At 59.4% G+C, this 18,926-nt stretch carries 15 protein-coding genes; 6 read left to right on the top strand and 9 right to left on the bottom strand.

Annotated elements, in window-relative coordinates; translation table 11 throughout:
- Positions 1 to 178 precede the first annotated feature (178 nt).
- The 4 genes from JSY17_RS25840 (at position 179) to JSY17_RS07785 (ending at position 5,145) form a co-directional block, all read left to right on the top strand.
- The gene (locus tag JSY17_RS25840; protein ID WP_206401493.1) at positions 179 to 1,222 is read left to right on the top strand and encodes a methyl-accepting chemotaxis protein; all 1,044 of its coding nucleotides are present in this window, start codon (positions 179 to 181) and stop codon (positions 1,220 to 1,222) included.
- 180 nt (positions 1,223 to 1,402) lie between these two features.
- Positions 1,403 to 3,082 (top strand): flavin monoamine oxidase family protein, encoded by a 1,680-nt coding sequence (locus JSY17_RS07795; RefSeq protein ID WP_206401495.1) that lies wholly within the window; start codon positions 1,403 to 1,405, stop codon positions 3,080 to 3,082.
- An 18-nt stretch (positions 3,083 to 3,100) separates the two neighbouring features.
- Positions 3,101 to 3,901, top strand: coding sequence for a carbon-nitrogen hydrolase family protein (locus JSY17_RS07790; protein WP_206401508.1), 801 nt, complete (start codon positions 3,101 to 3,103; stop codon positions 3,899 to 3,901).
- A 113-nt stretch (positions 3,902 to 4,014) separates the two neighbouring features.
- Complete coding sequence (locus tag JSY17_RS07785) at positions 4,015 to 5,145, top strand: AGE family epimerase/isomerase (protein WP_206401509.1); 1,131 nt, start codon at positions 4,015 to 4,017, stop codon at positions 5,143 to 5,145.
- A 137-nt stretch (positions 5,146 to 5,282) separates the two neighbouring features.
- Here JSY17_RS07785 and JSY17_RS07780 read toward each other — a convergent pair whose 3' ends face one another.
- From JSY17_RS07780 to JSY17_RS07755, 6 genes are all read right to left on the bottom strand, one after another.
- Positions 5,283 to 6,047, bottom strand: a complete 765-nt coding sequence (locus tag JSY17_RS07780; protein WP_117166836.1) for an SDR family oxidoreductase — start codon at positions 6,045 to 6,047, stop codon at positions 5,283 to 5,285.
- 740 nt (positions 6,048 to 6,787) lie between these two features.
- Positions 6,788 to 7,504 (bottom strand): ABC transporter ATP-binding protein, encoded by a 717-nt coding sequence (locus JSY17_RS07775; RefSeq protein ID WP_117181594.1) that lies wholly within the window; start codon positions 7,502 to 7,504, stop codon positions 6,788 to 6,790.
- Positions 7,501 to 8,376: an ABC transporter ATP-binding protein gene (locus JSY17_RS07770; protein WP_117166834.1), complete on the bottom strand. Its 876-nt coding sequence runs from the start codon at positions 8,374 to 8,376 to the stop codon at positions 7,501 to 7,503. The genes JSY17_RS07775 and JSY17_RS07770 overlap by 4 nt, the downstream gene beginning before the upstream one ends.
- Positions 8,373 to 9,671 (bottom strand): high-affinity branched-chain amino acid ABC transporter permease LivM, encoded by a 1,299-nt coding sequence (gene livM / locus JSY17_RS07765; RefSeq protein WP_117181598.1) that lies wholly within the window; start codon positions 9,669 to 9,671, stop codon positions 8,373 to 8,375. The genes JSY17_RS07770 and livM overlap by 4 nt, the downstream gene beginning before the upstream one ends.
- 2 nt (positions 9,672 to 9,673) lie before the next feature.
- Positions 9,674 to 10,588 carry an ABC transporter permease subunit gene (locus tag JSY17_RS07760; RefSeq protein WP_117166832.1) on the bottom strand — a complete coding sequence of 305 codons (915 nt, stop codon included), beginning with the start codon at positions 10,586 to 10,588 and terminating at the stop codon, positions 9,674 to 9,676.
- 164 nt (positions 10,589 to 10,752) lie between these two features.
- A complete protein-coding gene (locus JSY17_RS07755) occupies positions 10,753 to 11,889 on the bottom strand; it encodes an ABC transporter substrate-binding protein (RefSeq protein WP_117181602.1) in 1,137 nt (378 codons plus the stop codon).
- Positions 11,890 to 12,452: 563 nt separating this feature from the next.
- On the opposite strand from JSY17_RS07755, the gene pncB reads away from it, so the two are divergent.
- A complete protein-coding gene (gene pncB / locus JSY17_RS07750) occupies positions 12,453 to 13,676 on the top strand; it encodes a nicotinate phosphoribosyltransferase (protein ID WP_117166830.1) in 1,224 nt (407 codons plus the stop codon).
- 27 nt (positions 13,677 to 13,703) lie between these two features.
- Positions 13,704 to 14,531: an ammonia-dependent NAD(+) synthetase gene (nadE, locus tag JSY17_RS07745; protein ID WP_117166829.1), complete on the top strand. Its 828-nt coding sequence runs from the start codon at positions 13,704 to 13,706 to the stop codon at positions 14,529 to 14,531.
- Between the two features lie 120 nt (positions 14,532 to 14,651).
- Here the strand turns inward: nadE and azu are convergent, their stop codons facing one another.
- From azu to JSY17_RS07730, 3 genes are all read right to left on the bottom strand, one after another.
- The gene (azu, locus tag JSY17_RS07740) at positions 14,652 to 15,098 is read right to left on the bottom strand and encodes an azurin (protein WP_117186718.1); all 447 of its coding nucleotides are present in this window, start codon (positions 15,096 to 15,098) and stop codon (positions 14,652 to 14,654) included.
- 350 nt (positions 15,099 to 15,448) lie between these two features.
- Positions 15,449 to 16,378 carry a transglutaminase family protein gene (locus tag JSY17_RS07735; RefSeq protein WP_206401510.1) on the bottom strand — a complete coding sequence of 310 codons (930 nt, stop codon included), beginning with the start codon at positions 16,376 to 16,378 and terminating at the stop codon, positions 15,449 to 15,451.
- On the bottom strand, positions 16,378 to 18,876 hold the full coding sequence (locus tag JSY17_RS07730) for a circularly permuted type 2 ATP-grasp protein (RefSeq protein WP_117186719.1): 2,499 nt from the start codon (positions 18,874 to 18,876) through the stop codon (positions 16,378 to 16,380). The genes JSY17_RS07735 and JSY17_RS07730 overlap by 1 nt, the downstream gene beginning before the upstream one ends.
- Positions 18,877 to 18,926 lie beyond the last annotated feature (50 nt).

Genomic DNA, 18,926 nt, shown 5'->3' with positions numbered 1-18,926 from the left:
ACAGGCAAGATGACATCGCCGAAGTTTTTCAGATAATTTGCACGCATCAGGGACGCCATCAATAAACAAATAATAAATCAGGGACAACATAGAGGGGCCAACAGGCCCTTTTTCAGTTTTACCCTCTCGAGTTTCGAGAACTCTGCCGCCACTCCCACATTTTTCAAGTAGAACGAAAATGATTGAGCCAGAGCGGATCGTCATCCTGTCCAAAGAAGTAGAGGCGTTAGCCAATCGGGGCGTCAGTGATATTCAAGTCATCACCCGACAGACACGCCTGCTGGCAATCAATGCCCTGATCGAGGCGGCGCATGCCGGCAGCGCAGGCAAAGGTTTCTCGGTGGTGGCCGAAGAGGTCAAGAATATCTCCGAGCGTGTCTCCAGGGTCGCCGCTGCCCTGACTCATGACTTGCAAGCTTCGGTCAACCAGTTGATCGAGCTGGGCCAGAGCATGTGTTTCGATATGCGCGGTCAGCGCCTGGCCGACCTGTCACTGAACATGATCGAAATCATCGACCGTAACCTGTACGAACGAACCTGTGACGTACGCTGGTGGGCCACGGATACCTCGCTGGTCGACATGCTTGCCGATCAGACTTTGCAGACCTGCGCCCATGCCAGCAAACGCCTGGGCATCATTCTGGACAGTTACACCGTCTACCTGGACATATGGGTTGCCGACACGACAGGCCGGGTTGTGGCCTGTGGCCGTGCCGAAACCTATGAGAAAGTCATGGGAGCCAATGTCGCCGAAGAGCCCTGGTTCAAGAATGCATTGCGTCACAGCTCCAGCGATCAGTACTACGCGGGGCAAGTGGCTGTAGAACCGTTATTGAACAACTCGCAGACATGCGCGTTCAGTGCAGCAGTGCGCAGCAAGGCAGGCGCTCAAAGCCCCGTCAGCGGCGTCATCGGTATTTTCTTCGACTGGCAGAGTCAGGCCAGTTCAGTGATTGAGGGCGTTCGCCTGAGCGACGAGGAACGTGCACGCAGCCGGGTCATGATGGTCGATGCCAATCACCGGATAATTGCCAGCTCGGACCCCGAAACCCAGCTCGGAGACCCCATCCAGTTGCAGACCAAGGGAGGACAGAAAAGCGGGTACAGCACCCAGCAGGCCCAAGCCATTCAGGGCTATGCACTGACGCCCGGCTTTGAAACCTGGCCGGGCATGGGATGGCTTGGCGTCATCGAGCAACAACTTCCCGCCATGGATGCCTGACGCAGCCACACCCGCGAGCCAGACCTCACTGGCTCGCTTGTGCAGCCACAATCGACAAAATGACCGCCAGTATCGTCATATTGAACAAAATTACATCATAACGACGACACTTTGCGTCTTATTAACGTGCTCACGCTTATCTAGACTGTGGTTTTCGCTGTAGCCGAATCAAGGTCTGTCATGAAAAACAATCGTCACCCCCAGGACGGCAAAAAGCCGATCACCATTTTTGGCCCTGACTTTCCTTTTGCCTTTGATGACTGGATCGAGCATCCGGCAGGCCTGGGCAGCATTCCGGCAGAAAACCACGGCAAGGAAGTTGCGATCATTGGTGCCGGTATCGCAGGGTTGGTGGCGGCTTATGAGTTGATGAAACTGGGCCTCAAGCCTGTCGTTTACGAAGCCTCGAAAATGGGTGGCCGCCTGCGCTCTCAGGCCTTTGAAGGTGCCGACGGCATCATCGCGGAGCTGGGCGGCATGCGCTTTCCCGTGTCGTCCACCGCGTTCTATCACTACGTCGACAAGCTGGGTCTTGAGTCCAGCCCCTTCCCCAACCCGCTGACAGCGGCGTCGGGTAGCACCGTCATCGATCTGGAAGGCACGACTTACTACGCACAAAAGCTGTCGGACCTGCCTGCACTCTTTCAGGAAGTGGCCGACGCATGGGCGGATGCCCTGGAATGTGGCTCGCAGTTCTCCGATATCCAGCAGGCCATCCGCGACCGCGATGTACCGCGGCTCAAGGAACTGTGGAACAAGCTGGTTCCGCTGTGGGACGACCGCACCTTCTACGACTTCGTCGCCACCTCCAAAGCCTTCGCCAAACTGTCGTTCTATCACCGGGAGGTGTTTGGTCAGGTGGGTTTCGGCACTGGCGGCTGGGACTCGGACTTCCCCAACTCGATGCTGGAAATCTTCCGCGTGGTCATGACCAACTGCGACGAAAACCAGCACCTGATCGTGGGCGGCGTGGAACAGGTTCCGCTGGGCATCTGGCGTCATGTGCCGGAGCGTTGTGCCCACTGGCCAGAAGGCACCAGCCTGTCGTCGCTGCATCGTGGCGCACCACGTACCGGGGTCAAACGCATTGCGCGGGCCGAGGACGGCAACCTGGCCGTCACCGACAACTGGGGCGATACGCGGCATTACTCGGCGGTGCTGACTACCTGCCAGAGCTGGTTGCTGACTACGCAGATCGAGTGTGAAGAGTCGCTGTTCTCGCAAAAGATGTGGATGGCCCTGGACCGCACCCGTTACATGCAGTCCTCGAAAACCTTCGTCATGGTGGATCGCCCGTTCTGGAAAGACAAAGACCCGGAAACCGGTCGCGACCTCATGAGCATGACCCTTACCGACCGGCTGACCCGAGGCACTTACCTGTTCGATAACGGCGATGACAAGCCTGGCGTGATCTGCCTGTCCTATTCGTGGATGAGCGACGCTTTGAAGATGCTGCCGCAGCCTATCGACAAGCGGGTGAAACTGGCGCTGGATGCCCTGAAGAAGATCTATCCGAAAGTGGATATCGCCGCGCGCATCATCGGTGACCCGATCACCATTTCATGGGAAGCCGACCCGCATTTCCTCGGTGCCTTCAAAGGTGCGCTGCCGGGCCATTACCGCTATAACCAGCGGATGTACTCGCACTTCATGCAACAGGACATGCCTGCCGAACATCGCGGCATGTTCCTGGCTGGCGACGACATATCCTGGACCCCCGCCTGGGTCGAGGGCGCGGTACAGACATCATTGAACGCCGTGTGGGGCATCATGACTCACTTTGGCGGCAAGACGTCCCCGGAAAACCCGGGGCCGGGCGATGTCTTTCACGATATCGGCCCCATCGCCCTGGCCGACTGATTCAGAAGGAAAACAGCCATGCGTATCGCGTTTTATCAATGCCCGCCCCTGCCGCTGGATATCGCTGCCAACCTGTTGCGGCTGGACCAGCAGGCGCGGGCGGCAGCGGAGCAACAGGCTGGCCTGCTGGTCTGCCCGGAGATGTTCCTGACCGGTTACAACATCGGAGCAGAAGCGGCCCGCAAACTGGCGCAACCGGTCGATGGACTGGCCGCATCTCGTGTCGCAGCCATTGCCCGCAACCACGGTATCGCGATTGTGTATGGCTATCCCGAACTGGGCAGTGATGGCTGCATTTACAACGCCGTGCAACTGCTCGACAGCCATGGGCAAAGCCTGGCCAACTATCGCAAGACGCACCTCTACGGCGAGCTGGACAAGTCGATGTTCACCGCGGGCAGCGATGACTTTCCGGTGGTGGAGCTTGATGGCTGGCGTCTCGGCCTGCTGATCTGCTACGACGTGGAATTCCCCGAAAACACCCGTCGCCTTGCCCTCGCCGGTGCCGAACTGATTGTCGTGCCCACGGCAAACATGGAGCCTTACGATTTCGTCTGTGACATTACCGTGCGGGCGCGGGCGTTCGAGAACCAGTGTTATGTGGTGTATGCCAATTACTGTGGCAGCGAGGGCGAAATTCATTACTGCGGACAAAGCAGCATTTGCGCCCCGGACGGCAGTCGCCCGGCCCTGGCGGCGCGGGATGAGACGCTGATGACCGGCGATCTGGACAGGCCATTGATGGAAGGCTCACGGGCGATCACGACCTATTTCCAGGATCGGCGGCCAGGGTTGTACGGCGATCTGACCAAGTGCTGAGTTTTCAGGGCGTCGTTCGCGAATAAATTCGCTCCTGCGGCGGCCTGAGCGCAAAATCCCGAGCGCCTCCTGCTAACATGTCGCGCATCTCGACACTGCCATGACGCCAGCCGATGCCCCATGCTTCCAGTTCTGCCTCGAGGTCTGACTTGACCTCCAGCCTCACCCGCCTTCAGGAACACTTCTACAAAGTCGTCGTGCCGCTCTGGCAGGGGCCTGGCTGGAATGCGCAACTGGCGTTGCCTTATGAGGCGCTCGACGCCCATCATCAGCCCTTGCCGCCCCAGCGTTACCGGGCCATGGCCTGCGCCCGGCAGTTGTTCCTGTTTTCCGGCCTGATCGGGCATCCGGACTTTCCTGACGCCGCAACCCGTGCTGGCGCGCTGTTTCGTTCCATGCAGCAACACTTTCATGATGCTGAACATGGCGGCTGGTTTTACAGCATCGATCCACAAGGCCAACCGCTGGATCGCCGTAAAGACCTCTATACCCATGCCTTCATCATCTTTGCCTTCGCCCATTACTGGGCCAGGGTCAAAGCACCGCTGGCCGAGTCCGCACTCAATGCCGCACTCAGCGTTGTTGCCGAGCGTTTCGATGATGGCGCAGGCCTTTACGAAGCGAGCCTGGACGAAGACTGGTCCCCGCTGGGCAGCGGACCTTTGCAGAACCCGTTGATGCATCTGGCGGAGGCGTTTCTGGCCACACTGTCGGTACGCGCCGATCCAGAGACCCAGACCGCTCTGGATGGCCTGGTCACGCACATGCAGCGCCGCTTCATCGACCCGGCCACCGGCGTGATGCTGGAGAAACCGCTGGGGGCTGTGGATAACTGGTATGAGCCGGGGCATCAGTTCGAGTGGTTCTTCCTGCTGCACACCTCTGCCGAACTGCACGGTACCGAGCTTTATGCCTCGTTGAACCGGGCATTCACGCTTGCAGAAGCTCAGGGTGTCGACCCGCAGACCGGTGCTGTGACCGCGATGCTGACCTGTGACGGTGTTATACGGGATGGCACCCAGAGAATCTGGGCGCAGGCTGAATACCTGCGGGCTTTGGCGCTGCGGCCGGACACTGGAAAGCGTCTGGCCGAGCAGATGATTGCATTGCAGCAACGCTTCCTGCACGCCGGTGGCTGGCATGAATGCCTGGACACCGAAGGCAAGGTCAGCCGCAGCGATATGCCCTCGACCACGCCCTATCACCTGGCAACCTGTTACATCGGCCTGGCCGAACACCTGTAGGGCAGTCAGGTCACAAATCACTTTGTGGGAGACAGCTTGCTGGCGACTTCAACAGACGCAGAACATCTGTAGGTTTTCAGGCCGTTTCGCCAGCAAGCTGCCTCCAACAAGTTTTGTTTGTGCCTGACTGACCGGCATTAACCGCGATTGCGGTCGATGGCGAATCCGGCCCAGGTCTGGCTGACGGGCATCAGTTCAAGGCTGTTGATGTTGACGTGCGCCGGGGTGTTCATGATCCAGAAGATCGTCTCGGCGATGTCCTGTGGCTGGATAGGCTCGGCACCGGCATAGGTCGCGTCGTACTTGGCCTGATCCCCACCGAAACGCACCAGCGAGAACTCGCTTTCGCACAGGCCCGGCTCCAGGTTGGTCACACGTACGCCAGTGCCGATCAGGTCGTTGCGCAGGTTCAGCGAGAACTGGCCCACGAATGCCTTGGTACCGCCATACACATTGCCACCCGGATACGGATAGTTACCGGCCACCGACCCCAGGTTGACGATACTGGCACCACGGCCATGGCCGATCAGGCGCGGCAGCAACAGGCGTGTGGTGTAGACCAGACCTTTGACGTTGGTGTCGATCATGGTGTCCCAGTCATCGAGACTGCACTTGGGTGCAGGGTCGATGCCCAGCGCCAGGCCTGCGTTGTTGATAAGTCCCCGAATGGTCGAGAACTCTTCCGGCAGATCGGCGATGGCGCTTTCCATGGCAGCACGGTCACGCACATCCAGCACCAGTGTATGAACCTTGGTTTTCGCCGACAGCTCGGCGCTCAAGGCATCCAGGCGCTCCTGGCGGCGGCCGGTCAGCACCAGCGACCAGCCCGCTTCGGCAAAGCGACGGGCGCAAGCTTCGCCAAACCCGGAAGTAGCGCCTGTGATGAATACGGTGGAAGTCATTTCGTTCTCCTGACATGGCGCCCTGAAAGCGCAGCCTGTTAATAAGTATTCGGCAAGACCGGCAGGATGCCCGCCCCGGGCTGTCTGGATCAAGCATGTGGATAAAGCAGGCCCGAGAAAACCACAGCTGTACAAAAAACGAACAGCACCGACAAAGCCACGTTTTACAAGGGCTGCACGGGGTTTTGCCCACCTTATCCACAGTCAGGCCCACAAACTCTGGGGGCAAGTGTAAAACCCTGTATGGCTTGCATTTAAAGGGCTGTAGCGCATCTGGAGAAGTTTTTTCCTTGACTTTGAAACCACCACCCTGACCCGGTAAAAGTGGACAAAACCCTGTACCGCTCTCCAGACCAATGAAGATGCCGCTTACCCGACTATTTCCAACGCTTGCCCACAGACTTATCCACAGGCTTGAAACCTGCACCAACTGTATGAACAACCAGGTATCGGGGCGTTGACAAAAGCCTCTGAAGAGCATCCAAAAATGGCTGATCAAAAAACAACCACACCGCTATAGCCCTTATATCTAAAGGCCTCCAGCCAAATACTCCCAAGTTATTAACAGCCGGTTCCACAATAAACCTGAACAAGTCAAAACCGTGACAAAACAACCGTTTGCAGCGGCTTTATGTCGCGTTTCGAGGGGTAGTCAAAATTGTTTTCCACAATTGGAAAAACAGCGCCCCGAGTGAAATACACTCGGGGCGCCAGGATAAAACGCTGCTTTTTTGACTGAATCAGTGGCCGCCCAGATAAGCGTTCCTGACTTCTTCATTTACCAGCAATTCCTGCCCGGTACCCGACAGGCGGATCTCGCCGTTGACCATCACATACGCACGGTCGGACAGCTTGAGGGCATGGTTGGCATTCTGCTCGACCAGGAAGATCGTCATGCCGGTGGCCGCCAGTTCGCGCAGGGTCGAGAAGATCTGTTTGACGATGATGGGTGCCAGGCCGAGGCTCGGTTCGTCGAGCAATAGCAGTTTCGGGCGACTCATCAAGGCGCGGGCAATGGCCAGCATCTGCTGTTCGCCCCCGGACATGGTCATGGCGCGCTGGTTACGGCGCTCCTTGAGCCGGGGAAACAGATCGAACATGCGCTGCATGTCTTCGGCCGAATACTTGTCGCCGATCGGGATAGTGCCCATCAACAGGTTTTCCTCGACCGACATGTCGGGGAATATCCGCCGCCCCTCCGGCGACTGCGCAATGCCGTTGGAAGCGATGTAGTGCGACGACTTCTGTGTGATGTCGATACCCTGATAGAGGATCTGCCCACTGGCAGCACGCGGCTGGCCGAAGATCGACATCAGCAGCGTGGACTTGCCCGCGCCGTTGGAGCCGATCAGGCTCACGGTTTCGCCTTCATCGATATGCAGCGAAACCTTCTTCAGAGCCTGGATCGGCCCGTAATACACATCGATCTCTTTCATTTCGAGGATCGGCCTGCTCATACCAATTCCTCTTCATCAGCGCCCAGATAGGCAGCGATCACTTTCGGGTCGTTGCGGATCTGCTCCGGCCCACCGGCGGCAATCACGTTGCCATGATCCAGCACCACAATATCGTCGGAAATGTTCATGACCATGCCCATGTCGTGCTCGATAAGCACGATGGTCATGTCGTGTTCGTCCCTCAGCAGGCGGATCATGCCACTCAGGGCTTCGGTTTCCTGAGGGTTGAGGCCGGCGGCGGGTTCATCGAGGCAGATCACCTGGGGCCGCGTGCACATGGCCCGGGCAATTTCCAGGCGGCGCTGCTGACCGTAGGACAGCTCACCCGCCAGGCGGTTGGCGCAATCCACCAGGTCCACCACTTCCAGCCAGTAGAACGCCGTGTTGAGAGCGTCTTCCTCAGCCTTGCGGTAGCCCCTGGTATTGAGAATGCCGCTGAGCAGACTGCGATTGACCCACATGTGCTGGGCCACCAGCAGGTTTTCTACCACCGACATTTCCTTGAACAGTCGAATGTTCTGGAACGTGCGCGCCAGCCCGGCCCGGTTGACCAGGTGGGTGCCGCCGAACATCTTGTAGTACACACGGCTGAAGAAGCTCTTGGGCGAGACGAAGTCTGTCGCGGCAAAGGATTCGCCCAGCAGTTTGATCACATCGGTGGTCTTGCCACGGGTATGCAGCTCGATACGTCCGCCGGTGGCCTTGTAGAAACCGGTCAGGCAGTTGAAGACCGTGGTCTTGCCCGCACCGTTGGGGCCGATCAGGGCAAAGATCGAGTTGCGACGAACTTGCAGGCTGACATCGCTCAACGCCTTGATGCCACCGAAATGCATCATCAGATGCTCGACCGAGAGAATGACTTCATTGCTCATGACGCCGCTCCTTCTTTGCTCAGCACGCCCTTGCGCGGCACCACACCGGTACGGCTGATGCGGATCAGACCGCGAGGCCGCCAGATCATCATCAACACCATCAAGATGCCGAACAGCAGCACCCGATACTCGGAGAAGCTGCGCAGCAGTTCAGGCGCCACAGTCAGCACGAAGGCCGCGATCACCACGCCCACCGTCGAGCCCATCCCGCCCAGCACCACGATGGCCAGGATCAGCGCCGACTCGAAGAAGGTGAACGAAGTCGGGTTGACGAAGCCCTGATAGCTGGCAAAGAACACCCCGGCCAGGCCGGCCGTCGAAGCGCCGATGGTGAACGCCGAGAGCTTGACCAGCACATGATTGAGGCCCATCGAGCGGCAGGCAATCTCGTCTTCACGCAGCGCTTCCCAGGCGCGACCGATCGGCATGCGGGTCAGGCGGTGCTTGATGAACAACACGGCCAGCACCACGATGAACAGCACGGTGTAGATGAACAGGAATTTCAGGTCCGGGTTGTAATCGAAGCCGAAATATTCGTGAATCGGGGTGCCTCCCTCTCTGGCGCGGCGTCCGAACTCCAGGCCAAAGAAGGTAGGCGAAGGCACGGGTACGCCATTCGGGCCGCCGGTAAAGGACAGCCAGTTGTTGAGCACCAGCCGGATGATCTCACCGAACCCCAGGGTCACGATGGCCAGATAGTCGCCATGCATGCGCAACACCGGAAAGCCCAGAATGCACCCGGCCAGTGCGGCGGCAATCGCCGCCAGCGGCAACGCCGACCAGAAGCCCAGGCCCAGATACTGATACCCCAGGGCCAGGCCATAGGCACCAATGGCATAGAACGCCACATAACCCAGGTCCAGCAGCCCGGCCAGGCCGACCACGATGTTCAGGCCCAGCCCGAGCAGCACGTAGATCAGCCCGAGAATGACCACGGTCAGCAGGTACTTGTTGGCAAAGATCGGGAACACGATGGCGATCACGATCAGCAGCGGGATGATCCAGTAGAGACTCGACTTGTGATCGGGCTTGAGCACATGCACGCCCGAACCTGAACTCTCGAAACTCTGGCCAATGCGAATACCCTTTGGCGTCTGCAGGAACAGGCTCATGAGGAAACGGCCCGCCATGACCACCGCCACCAGCAGGGCGACACGGGTCGGTTGCAGGTTGAAGCTGTAGCCGTCGAGCACGACGCCGACAATCGGACCGAAGACGATCAGCGCCAGCAGCCCGGCAATCACGGCGTCGATCAGGCTTTTCTTGATATCGATAGGAGCGACAGGAGCAGACATACTTATACCTTCGCCACGAGTGGGCGACCCAACAGGCCTTGAGGACGGAAAATCAGGATCAGTACCAACAGGCCGAAACTGAACACGTCTTTGTAATCGGAGTTGATCAGCCCGGAGAACTGCGACTCGGCAACCCCGAGAATCAGGCCACCCAGCATCGCGCCCGGTAGCGAACCGATGCCCCCCAGTACTGCGGCAGTGAACGCCTTGATACCGATGACGAAGCCGGCATAGAAATCGAATGTGCCGTAGTTCATGGTGATCAGCACACCCGCCAGCGCGGCCATGGCTGCACCGATGATGAATACGTAGGAAATCACGCGATCGGTGTTGATGCCCAGGATCGACGCCATCTTGCGGTCCTGTTGAGTCGCACGACACATGCGCCCCAGCCGGGTGTACTTGATGATGTAGGTCAGCAACGCCATGCCGGCGAAAGCGGCGATCAGAATGAAGATCTTGGTGTAGGTGATCTGCACGAAGCCGGTTCCGACCTCGAAGCGCCAGGCGCCTTCAAGCAGCGTGGGTACACCCTGCTGCCGGGCACCCTGACTGATCTGCGCGTAGTTCTGCAGGATCAGGGAAATCCCGATGGCGCTGATCAGCGGTGCCAGCCGGGTCGAGTTGCGCAGCGGCTTGTAGGCCACCCGCTCGATGACGAAACCGTAGACACCTGTCACCACGATGGTAAAGATCAGTGTGCCCAGAATCAGGAATGGAAAGGACTCCAGACCGAAGAAAGACAGGACCGCCAAGCCGATTGCGGCCAGGTAGGCGGAGATCATGTAAACGTCGCCGTGGGCGAAGTTGATCATGCCGATAATGCCGTAGACCATCGTGTAACCGATGGCAATGAGGCCGTAGACAGACCCGAGAGTCAGTCCGTTGACCATTTGCTGCAGGAAAATACCGTCCATCACGCACGCTCACACACTTGAAGGCCGCTCAAGGCACTGCTCGCCCCGCCCGGTCGGGCACAACGAGCAGGTCCTGCGGCAACAGAAGAGTCCAGGCCCGCCGAGGTGCGAGCCCGTTAGCATGCCTGTCCTGCCCGAAAGGCAGGACAGGCGCTGTATCTATCTCACTTCTGCTGTTCAAGCTGCTTGTATTTACCGGTCGCGTCCCACTGATACACCACATAGTCGGAGACTTTCAGGTCACCCTTGGCGTCCCAGGACTTCTCGCCCATGACCGTCTTGACCGGGTTGGCCTTGAGCCAGGTCGCAGCCGCCTCGCCCTTGTTGGACTTGGCACCATTGAAACCGGCTGCCAATGCCTGCACCGAGGCGTAGGCATACAGGGTGTAACCTTCAGGCTCGTAACCGGACTTGCGGAATTCATCGACCACAGCCTTGCTGTCAGGCAGCAGACGCGGGTCCGCACCGAAGGTCATGTACACGCCATCCACGTACTGAGGGCCACCAGCGGTGGTCACCAGCTCATCGGTCACGACGCCATCATCGGACATGAACTTGACGTCCTTGAGGCCCTGCTCGCGCAGTTGACGAACCAGAGGGCCAGCCTCCGGGTGCAGACCACCGAAGTAGACAACATCGGCACCCACCGAGCGGATCTTGGTGACCAGGGCGCTGAAGTCTTTTTCACCACGGGTCAGGCCCTCGTACAGGACCTCTTTCACGCCGCGCTTGGCCAGTTGCGCACGGGTTGCATCGGCAAGCCCCTGACCGTAGGTGTCCTTGTCGTGAATAACCGCGATTTTCTTGCCCTTGAGCACGTCGACGATGTAATCGCCGGCGACCACGCCTTGCTGGTCGTCACGTCCGCACATGCGGAACATTTCCTTAAGGCCACGCTCGGTAACAGCCGGGTTGGTGGAGCCCGGAGTGATGGCAATCACGCCTGCATCGCTGTAGACCTCAGAAGCCGGAATGGTGGATGAGGAACAGAAGTGCCCCACAACTCCCACAACCTTGTCCTGATCGACCAGACGGTTGGCGACAGCCACGGCCTGCTTCGGCTCACAGGCATCATCGCCACGGACCAGAACAATCTTCTCCCCGTTGACGCCACCTGCTGCGTTGATCGCATCCGCAGCCGCCTGAGCGCCCTTCATATACTGCTCGCCAAACGATGCGTTGGCACCGGTCATCGGGCCTGCAACGCCAATCTTCACGTCGGCCTGGGCAAACGAAGATACGCCCAATGCAGTTGCCACTGCGATTGCCAGAAAGCCTTTCCTGTAAAACGTATGCGACATGAGTGGTGCTCCTGAGGTTTTTTTAATTAGCACTGCAACTACAAGAGTTGCGTAGAGCAAGGGGCGTGCCATCACTTTTCATTCGGCGAATCGGAATGTCTGTGCAGCCGTCTCGGTACTGACCGGTCCTTGGAAAAGGGCCGTGCAACCGTCTGCAATGCAAAAGGTGCAACCATGGAAAAACATGGCGCAACCCGAACAGACAGAAACGGCGAACCACACACTCCCTGACGTGCAACCCGGCTGTAACCGGTCACGTCACCGAAGTGCACACCCCCAGTGCGCATGCGCTACGAGACGCACCATTTGAGGTTAGTGGAAGCACGGGAAAACGCTGGCAATGATGCACAAACCCGGCCTGCAGGAACCGGCATGGGGCACACCGGCGTGTTACCGGGAGATGTCCGATGCACATCGCTGTCCCGGATTTTCTGCACTCGATGCGGGAACCGTTGGATCATCCGGCAAGTAAAGGGTGACAATGGGAACCCAGCAGGCCGCGAGTGCTCAGAACAGGACATTCGCGAGCCCAACGTTATCGGCTGCTCTGGAGATCCGAATCAATGAGCGGGAGCGCCTTCTCGAATCGCATCGTGCAAAATCTGCTCGATACCGACTTCTACAAGCTCACCATGATGCAGGCGGTACTGCATAACTATCCCAACACCGATGTGGAGTGGGAATTCCGTTGCCGGAACGGCGAGGACCTGCGGCCCTATCTGGCCGAGATCAGGCATCAGATCGAGTTGCTTTGCGAGCTGTCGCTGAGCAGCGAACACCTGGCATTTCTGGAACGCATCACCTTTCTGAAGCCGGATTTCCTCAGGTTCCTGGGGTTGTTCCGCTTCAACACCCGCTATGTGAAGACCAGCATCGAAAACGACGAGTTGTGCATTCGCCTGCACGGTCCGTGGCTGCATGTGATCCTGTTCGAGGTGCCGTTGCTGGCCATCGTCAGCGAAGTCCGCAATCGCCATCGCTACCCGGACATCATGCTCAGCCAGGCGCGGGAACGTCTCTACGACAAGTTCGAGTGGCTGACCAGCAACGCCAGCACGGATGAGCTGGCAGAACTGAAAGTCGCCGACTTCGGCACCCGTCGCCGCTTCTCCTACGGCGTGCAGGAAGCCATCGTGCAGGTGCTCAAACGTGACTTCCCCGGTCAGTTCGTCGGCACCAGCAATGTGCATCTGGCCCGCGAACTGGACCTCAAACCGCTGGGCACCATGGCCCATGAATGGATCATGGCGCATCAGCAACTCGGCCCGCGCCTGATCGACAGCCAGATCGCAGCACTGGACTGCTGGGTTCGCGAGTATCGCGGGCTGCTGGGTATCGCCCTGACCGACTGCATCACCACCGATGCCTTCCTGAGCGACTTCGATCTGTATTTCGCCAAGCTGTTCGACGGCTTGCGCCACGACTCGGGCGATCCGGTGAAGTGGGCTGAAAAATGCATCGCCCACTATCAGAGGCTGGGCATCGATCCGACGAGCAAGACCCTGGTGTTCTCCGACGGCCTGAGCCTGCCCAAGGCACTGGAGATCTTCCGGGCGCTGCGCGGACGCATCAATGTCAGCTTCGGGATCGGCACCAACCTCACAGCCGACATCCCGGGCATTGCACCGATGAACATGGTGCTGAAAATGACTGCCTGCGCCGGGCAACCCGTGGCAAAGATTTCCGATGAGCCAGGCAAGGCGCAGTGCAAGGACCCGAACTTCGTCTCGTATCTGCGACACGTGTTCAAGGTGCCCGCTTTGACTGCCCCTGAAAAACCCGTTTGAATTGTCCCTACTTACGAGGAGTGACTCATGCACGCCGTACAACAGCAGATCGCTGAACAGCTCAATGTCCAGCCACCTTTCGCCGACCACAACGCTTTGCAGACCGAAGTGGCCCGTCGCGTGGACTTCATCAAGGAGTGCCTGCTCAATGCACGGCTCAAGACGCTGGTACTGGGGATCAGCGGTGGCGTCGACTCACTGACCGCAGGCCTGTTGTGCCAGCGCGCCGTCAAGGAGCTGCGCAGCAGCACGGGCGATGACAGCTACCGTTTCGTTGCCGTGCGTCTGCCTTATGTGGTTCAGCATGACGAGCACGAAGCCCAGGCTTCTGTGGACTTCATCGATCCGGACGAGCGTCATACCGTCAATATCGGCGAGAGCGTCAAGGCACTGGCCGCCGAAGTCAGAGCCTTCGATGGCAAACCGGCCAGTACGGTGGACTTCGTGCTCGGCAACACCAAGGCGCGTATCCGCATGGTGGCGCAGTACACCATAGCCGGGGCTTATCAAGGACTGGTGGTGGGGACCGACCACGCGGCAGAAGCAGTGATGGGCTTCTTTACCAAGTTCGGTGACGGCGCCTGCGACCTGGCGCCACTGAGCGGGCTGGTAAAAAACCAGGTACGTGCCATCGCCCGTCACTTCGGCGCACCGGAATCACTGGTCGAGAAAGTGCCGACGGCGGATCTGGAAGACATGGCACCGGGCAAGCCGGACGAAGCTTCCCATGGCGTGACCTACGCCGAGATCGATGCCTTCCTGCACGGCGAGCCCGTGCGTGAAGAAGCGTTCAGGATCATTTGCGACACCTACTCCAAAACCCAGCACAAGCGCGAACTGCCTTATGCGCCGTGAGTACAGATGATGAACCGTGGGAGCGAGCTTGCTCGCGAAGAGGCCGGTACAGTCAGAAGAGATGCATCGCCGCCTTCGCGACCAGGATCGCTCCTGCACATCTGCACCGGCTCGTGAAGCTTACTTCAGCGTAACGGTGCCTTTCATCATGCTGATGTGGCCCGGGAACGAGCAGAAGAACAGGTATTTCTCGGCCGGATCGAGCTTCGATACATCGAAAGTCACCGAGTCCTTTTCACCCGCGCCAATCACCTTGGTGTGAGCGATCACACGTGTGTCGCCTTCCTTCAGGTATTCCTTGTCGATGCCAGCACCCAGGCCGTCAGTGGCGATCGGCTGCGCGTCGGCTTCTTTGCTCAACACCCAGTTATGACCCATTACGTTCTTCGGCAGACTGCCGGAGTGAGTCAGGTTGACGGTGAATGTCTTGCAGCTCTTGTCGATCTCGATGGCTTTGGTGTTGAACATCATCTGATCGGTCGAATCGACGGTGGTAGAGCATTCGGCAGCCAACAACTGACCACTGGCCAACGTCAACAGAGAGATAGCTACAAGCTTGCGAATCATATGAATCTCCAAGGCAGGGTGCTTCATTAAGTTTGATTGAGAGACTGCCCCATTCAGGGCCAGGTTCCAATGACCTGCGTCAACGTGACTCTCAAGGAAGGCTTATCGATCAGCGGCGCAGAATGATACCGGCTATCGCTGTCATCGAAACAATCAAACAGCCAGCCAGCACGTGCCACTCTAAGATCGGCGCATTGCCCCCCATGGAGTGCCTGTCATGCAGCTCAATAGCCTGTTTCGCAGTTTGCTTGCCGCTTACGCCTGTGGCGCCAGCGCCAGTTGTCCACACGATGCCTGCGATCAGGCGCGGCGTGCCGCCCGATAATCGAGTACGCCGCTTAATGAACGATTCACAAGCTTGAGGAATTAATGGCGATGCCCGAATGCGCTTCGCCAAGGGGCATTACGGTCACCCGGACTTCGGGATCATGATTACCGCCACCCAGAATCACGCCGCGCAAGGGTGAGACATCGGAGAAGTCCCGTCCCCAGGCCAGGCTGATGTGTTCCAGCGCCGGTTGAATATTGTTGGTTGGGTCGAAATCGACCCAGCCCGACGCCGGGCAAAATACCGAAACCCAGGCATGGGAAGCGTCAGCCCCGATCAGCCTTGGCTGGCCGGGCGGTGGCTGGGTCAGCAGGTAACCACTGACATAACGCGCCGCCAGCCCCCGGGAGCGCAGGCACGCCAGCATCAGGTGGGCAAAGTCCTGACAGACGCCGCGACGCCGCTCCAGCACCTCCACCAGCGGTGTCGCCACCTGGGTGGCTTCGCCGTCGAAGGTGAATTCCTCGAAGATCTTTTCCATCAAGGCCTGCACACACAGCAGCAGAGGCCTGCCCGGCGGGAAGCAATCCTGCGAGAACTCGACGAACGAGCGCTTGAGATGCACATAAGGCGACTCGAAGCGATAGCGACAGGCATCGAGAATATCGGCCGTCATCCGTTGCGCACTGTAGGTGAGGGCGCTGCGCGTCACTTCCCACTCGGGCGAGAGATTGAAGTCCAGTTCCGGTCGCTTGAGCACTTCCACCCGCAACCGGGCATTGACCTGCAACTCGTCATGAGGACGCTCGAAAGCCAGGCGGGTCAGCGGATTGCCGAAAACATCCAGTTCGTCGCGGCGCGTGGTGGGCGTCGGAAGAATTTCCAGATGCTGCTCGCTGCAACGCTGCCACGGGCTGCTGCGCGGCCACAGATGAGCCAGTTGCTGCGCCAGGGAAACCGGGCTGTCGTACTTGTAATGGGTGTCGTGAAGAATCTGGTAATGGGCACTCATCAAACGGATACCGTACGTTGGCTGACATCATCGACATGGGCGAAGTGGCGCAGAGCAAGGCGGTCGGATACCTGCCCACTGGCATCGCCAATGGTTTGCAGCAGATCCGCCAGCCCTTCCAGCACCGCCTTGAGGCTGCTTTCACCGAACAACGGATTCTCCAGACTGCCAAGGTCGAAACTGGACAGGCGCTGGATCAGTACAGCAAGGCTTCTGTCGCACGGCGCGCCGAAATCGTCGTTCAAACGCCGCAGCGAACGCTCCACCTGCTTGAGCTGGAACAACACGGCATGGGGGTTCTGCTCGTCGAGCAGCAAAAGGTCCAGCACCGGAATCAGATGCGGCACAGCCATGTAGCGCGAACGGTAGGTAATGCTGCTGTTGCCCAGCTCCAGCAACCAGTCCAGCCCCGAGTGATCGGACACCGCCGCAGCCCGCAGAAAAGCAGCCAGGCTGGAGCTGAGAAACCGCAGGCGCTCGATGCGCCGCCCGATCATCAGGAAGCTCCAGCCTTCGTCACGGGTCATGTCGTCCAGGGCAAAACCGGACAAGGCAGCCAGAGACATCACCAGCCGGTTGAGAAAGTCCAGCAACTCACCGAAGTCCGGCTCTCTGGTTTCCAGGCTCGCGGCTTCGCGCTGCAACTCCACCAGGGCCTGCCAGTTCTCCCGGGAAAGCTTGCCCCGCACCTGGGACGCAGCCCACTGCATGCGCTGCAGATTGGAGCGCAGGCTGAACACCCAGTCATCCCCCAGCAAAGCCGTGATCAGCCGGTCGGGCAACTCTTCGCCCTCCTCGGCCTCGGGCAGCAGGTTCAGGCTTTCGGCCAGCCCCACAGAGGCCTGCAAGGCCTGTGGATCATCGCCATCGATATAGCGCGCCAGCATGATCCGCAATAACCGGGCGCTGTCATCGCATCGCTCGCAATAACGGCCGAACCAGTACAGGTTTTCCACAACCCGCGACGGCAGGTACGGGTCGCGACGAATCAGGTCATAGACCCCCAGCGGGCGCTGCCCTTTCCAGGGTTCGCCCAGATGCGAGTAGTGCTCACCCAACACCCAGGTGTCCTTGCTCGCACCGCCACGCTGCATGGAAATCACATCCGCATCGGCTTCGGCAGCCACACGGGTCAGACCGCCCGGCAGCACGCGATAGCCCTCCATACCCGCCACCGCATACACCCGCATGCCAATGGCGCGAGGTTGCAGCCCCTTGCCGTCAGGCTGCAGGACAGGCGCATGGGACAGTTGCGCCAGCTCTTGCGCGACATAAGCGTAAGGCCGTGCCTGCATGCGAGTCGCCAGGGCCTTGCGCTGCTCTTCGTTCAAGTCGCGTCCGAAGACCGGAGCGAATCGCTGTGACGGAAAAGCAGGCTTGATCAGCAACTCGGGAAGCTTCTCCAGCGCCTGGGCCAGAACGGGCGGCTCACCGCACCACCAGGTTGCAACCGAGGGCAGGATCAGGTCTTCGCCAAACAGGTACTGGCTGATTTTCGGCAGAAAACCCAGCAACCCCGGCGACTCCAGAACCCCGCTGCCCAGCGCGTTGGCCACCAGCACATTGCCCCGGCGTACCGCTTCCAGCAGGCCGGGCACACCCAGCGCAGAGTCGGTGCGCAACTCCAGCGGATCGCAGAAATCATCGTCCAGACGCCGCATGATCGCGTGAACCCGGCGCAGGCCGCTGAGGGTCTTGAGATAGACCGTGGCATCGCGCACGGTCAGGTCGCCGCCCTCCACCAGCGGATAACCCAACTGGCGAGCCAGATACAAATGCTCGAAGTAGCTTTCATTGAAACGGCCCGGCGTCAGCAGCACCACCAGCGGCGCTTCGTTGCTGGTGGGAGCCTGACGGGCCAGAGTCTGTTGCAGGGCACCAAAGAACCCCGACAAGTGCCTGACCTGCAGATCGCGGTATGCCTCAGGCAGCGCACGCGCGACGATCTGCCGGTTCTCCAGCGCATAACCGGCCCCCGAAGGTGCCTGCGTGCGGTCGGCAGTGACCCACCAGCGCCCGTCCGGCGTACGCGCCAGGTCCACGGCGTACATGTGCAGGAACGTCCCTTCAGGCGGCTTGACGCCCTGACAGGGCCACAGAAAATTGTTGTGGCCGAACACCAGTTCGGCAGGCAGCAAGCCATTGGCAATGAGGTCTTGCGGCCCATACAGATCGGCCAGCACGGCATTGAGCAGGCGGGCGCGCTGGGCGATGCCTGCCGCAAGATGCTGCCATTCCTCGGCCGGAATGACATGCGGCAGCAGATCCAGCTCCCATGGGCGGTCGGCACCCTTGGGGTCGGCATAGACGTTATAGGTCACGCCGTTTTCCTGGATCTGCCGGGTCAACAGCGCCTGACGCTGGGTCAACTGAGCAGACGTACTGCGCTGCATATACTCGTAAAGGCGCTGCCAGTGCGGCCGGACAGCGCCGCTGGCATCGAGCATCTCGTGGTAAGTCCCCTCGGAAAGCGGGTAACGGTCAAGCAGATCAGGCATGGAGAGCTCGGCAAACAGCATAAGGACTTCAGGTTTAGCGCAGTCAGATG

This window comes from Pseudomonas capsici (assembly GCF_017165765.1).
Classification (GTDB): domain Bacteria; phylum Pseudomonadota; class Gammaproteobacteria; order Pseudomonadales; family Pseudomonadaceae; genus Aquipseudomonas; species Aquipseudomonas capsici.
This window is presented reverse-complemented; position numbering and strand designations above follow the sequence as displayed.

Excerpts from the sequence above, each read along its gene's own strand:
- JSY17_RS07790 (WP_206401508.1), top strand. The coding sequence starts at position 3,101 with ATGCGTATCGCGTTTTATCAATGCCCGCCCCTGCCGCTGGATATCGCT.
- pncB (WP_117166830.1), top strand. The coding sequence starts at position 12,453 with ATGAGCGGGAGCGCCTTCTCGAATCGCATCGTGCAAAATCTGCTCGAT.
- JSY17_RS07755 (WP_117181602.1), bottom strand. The coding sequence starts at position 11,889 with ATGTCGCATACGTTTTACAGGAAAGGCTTTCTGGCAATCGCAGTGGCA.
- JSY17_RS07775 (WP_117181594.1), bottom strand. The coding sequence starts at position 7,504 with ATGAGCAGGCCGATCCTCGAAATGAAAGAGATCGATGTGTATTACGGG.
- nadE (WP_117166829.1), top strand. The coding sequence starts at position 13,704 with ATGCACGCCGTACAACAGCAGATCGCTGAACAGCTCAATGTCCAGCCA.
- JSY17_RS07735 (WP_206401510.1), bottom strand. The coding sequence starts at position 16,378 with ATGAGTGCCCATTACCAGATTCTTCACGACACCCATTACAAGTACGAC.
- JSY17_RS07770 (WP_117166834.1), bottom strand. The coding sequence starts at position 8,376 with ATGAGCAATGAAGTCATTCTCTCGGTCGAGCATCTGATGATGCATTTC.
- JSY17_RS07795 (WP_206401495.1), top strand. The coding sequence starts at position 1,403 with ATGAAAAACAATCGTCACCCCCAGGACGGCAAAAAGCCGATCACCATT.
- JSY17_RS07760 (WP_117166832.1), bottom strand. The coding sequence starts at position 10,588 with ATGGACGGTATTTTCCTGCAGCAAATGGTCAACGGACTGACTCTCGGG.
- JSY17_RS07730 (WP_117186719.1), bottom strand. The coding sequence starts at position 18,876 with ATGCCTGATCTGCTTGACCGTTACCCGCTTTCCGAGGGGACTTACCAC.
- JSY17_RS25840 (WP_206401493.1), top strand. The coding sequence starts at position 179 with ATGATTGAGCCAGAGCGGATCGTCATCCTGTCCAAAGAAGTAGAGGCG.
- JSY17_RS07780 (WP_117166836.1), bottom strand. The coding sequence starts at position 6,047 with ATGACTTCCACCGTATTCATCACAGGCGCTACTTCCGGGTTTGGCGAA.
- azu (WP_117186718.1), bottom strand. The coding sequence starts at position 15,098 with ATGATTCGCAAGCTTGTAGCTATCTCTCTGTTGACGTTGGCCAGTGGT.
- livM (WP_117181598.1), bottom strand. The coding sequence starts at position 9,671 with ATGTCTGCTCCTGTCGCTCCTATCGATATCAAGAAAAGCCTGATCGAC.
- JSY17_RS07785 (WP_206401509.1), top strand. The coding sequence starts at position 4,015 with ATGCCCCATGCTTCCAGTTCTGCCTCGAGGTCTGACTTGACCTCCAGC.